The 1,815-nt window shown below is 61.0% G+C and carries 2 protein-coding genes; both read right to left on the reverse strand.

What is annotated here, in order from left to right; translation table 11 throughout:
- Positions 1-371 precede the first annotated feature (371 nt).
- The gene (locus AC1D1P_RS22310) at positions 372-1,145 is read right to left on the reverse strand and encodes a tetratricopeptide repeat protein (RefSeq protein ID WP_477674489.1); all 774 of its coding nucleotides are present in this window, start codon (positions 1,143-1,145) and stop codon (positions 372-374) included.
- Between the two features lie 59 nt (positions 1,146-1,204).
- Entirely contained in the window at positions 1,205-1,813 is a 609-nt protein-coding gene (locus AC1D1P_RS22315) for a TetR/AcrR family transcriptional regulator (protein WP_477674490.1), read from the reverse strand.
- Between the last annotated feature and the right edge of the window lie 2 nt (positions 1,814-1,815).

The raw sequence follows: 1,815 nt of genomic DNA on the forward strand, positions 1-1,815 counted from the left end.
CCTTGGGTGGATGCGGCGCGGCCGGTGTGAGGGCTTGAGCCGGCCTGGCCCGGCGCCTGACGCAGGCGGGCCCACGTTGCTGATGCTATGGTTTTGATAGCTGCTTGCGCAAGACTCTTATACCTTTCAGCCCTGTTTGGCACTCAAAAGATGTCTCAAAACCTGCTTTGCGGCGCTGGAAATCGCCAAAACCGCTCCCAAAGCACCAGCTTGAAGGCCATTTCGGCCTGTTTTTGAGCATCAATTTGGCCTGCAGGCCAATGCTGACTTGCGCAAGCAGCTATCAAAATCATAGCGAAAAACAGGCAGGGCCCGTGCGCCTTGCGACGCGCGGGCCCTGCCGGGAGTGCTGAGTAAGGCTTCGGTACCGCTCAGTCTTCGAGTTCGGCCTTGGCCATCTCCACGTCCAGCCGTTCGGTGGCGTCCAGCGGCTTGCTGGCTGCGGCCTGCTCGTACAGCTTGGTGGCTTCCTTCATTTTTTTGTCGCCTTCCAGCATGACCAGGCCGTTGGCGTATTCGATCATGCCGATGGCCGAGCCCGGGTGCAGCTTCAGCGCGTCCTTGTAGAGCGCCAGGCCGATGTCTTTTTTGGCGCCGTAGGTCATCCCGCCGATCAGCGAGCCCACCTTGTCGATCACCTCGGCATGAAAGGCCGCCAGCGCAATGTGCGCGTCTGCGTGCTTGGGTGACAGCTTGATGGCCTGCTCCAGCGAATTCTTCACCTTGGTCCCCAGGCCCTGGGCCAGCGCCTTGGCCACGCTGATGCCCTGGCTGTAGCGGCCCAGCGCGTAGGCCTGCCAGTACCAGGCATTGGCGTTCTTCGGGTCGGCTTTTTGCTGGGCTTCGGCGCGTGCGGCCACTTCCATGAACATGTCCAGCTTGGCCTTTTCCTTGGTTTCGAGGTAGGTGGCGTACATGCTGGTGGCCTTGTTGGCCACGGTGATGCCGTCGCCGCCGGCCTTGGCGCCGGCTTCCGCCGCTTTCTGGAAGTCGCCGTTATGAAACAGTACCCAGGCCTGCAGCACATCGGCATCCTTGGGCAGGGGCTCGCAGTCGCCCTGGTGCAGGCGGGTCCAACTCTTTTTCAGGCTGGCGGCATCAAATGTGTAGTCGCCGGCGTGGGGAAAGGCAGTCCATTTGGCCATGTGTGTTGTCTCCTTGGTAAAAATTGTTGGTGTTATGAATGACGGCAGTTTGACGGAATTCAAGCCGGGTTGCTGTAAGCCCCGACCAGCGCCTGCAGGTGCGCGCGCTGGCTTTGCTCAAGATAGGGGATCAGCAGGTTGAGCACGTGGTGCGCGCCGCGCAGCAGGGCGGCCTGCGCGTTGGCAGGCTCCAGCGCGTTGCGCGGGTCGCGCACGTACTCAAAGCTCAGCCAGTAAGTGAGCACCACCACCATGCTGGTGGCCGTGGCCTCGACCTCGCGCGAATCAATCGTCACGGCACCCGAGCGGCTCATGCCGTCCAGCAGGGTTTTCACGGCGCGGGTCTTGTTCTTGAGCACCCACTGGAAGTGGGTTTCCAGCCGGCGGTTCTTGCTCAACAGGTCATTGAGGTCGCGGTACAAAAAGCGGTACTGCCAGATCAGCTCGAACAGCGTGTGCATGAAAAACCAGGCGTCTTCCACATCACGCACGCCGTCGCTGGCATTGAGCAGCTCGCTCAGGGATTTTTCGTAGCGGTCAAACAGCGAGTTGATGAGCTCGTCTTTGGCCGGGTAGTGGTAGTACAGGTTGCCGGGGCTGATGCTGAGCTCGGCGGAGATCAGCGTGGTCGACACATTGGGCTCGCCAAAGCGGTTGAACAGGTCCAGGG

It is taken from the genome of Polaromonas sp. P1_E1_2 (assembly GCF_056406035.1).

Bases quoted from the DNA above. Each gene is read 5' to 3' on its own strand.
- AC1D1P_RS22310 (WP_477674489.1), bottom strand. From the start codon at position 1,145: ATGGCCAAATGGACTGCCTTTCCCCACGCCGGCGACTACACATTTGAT.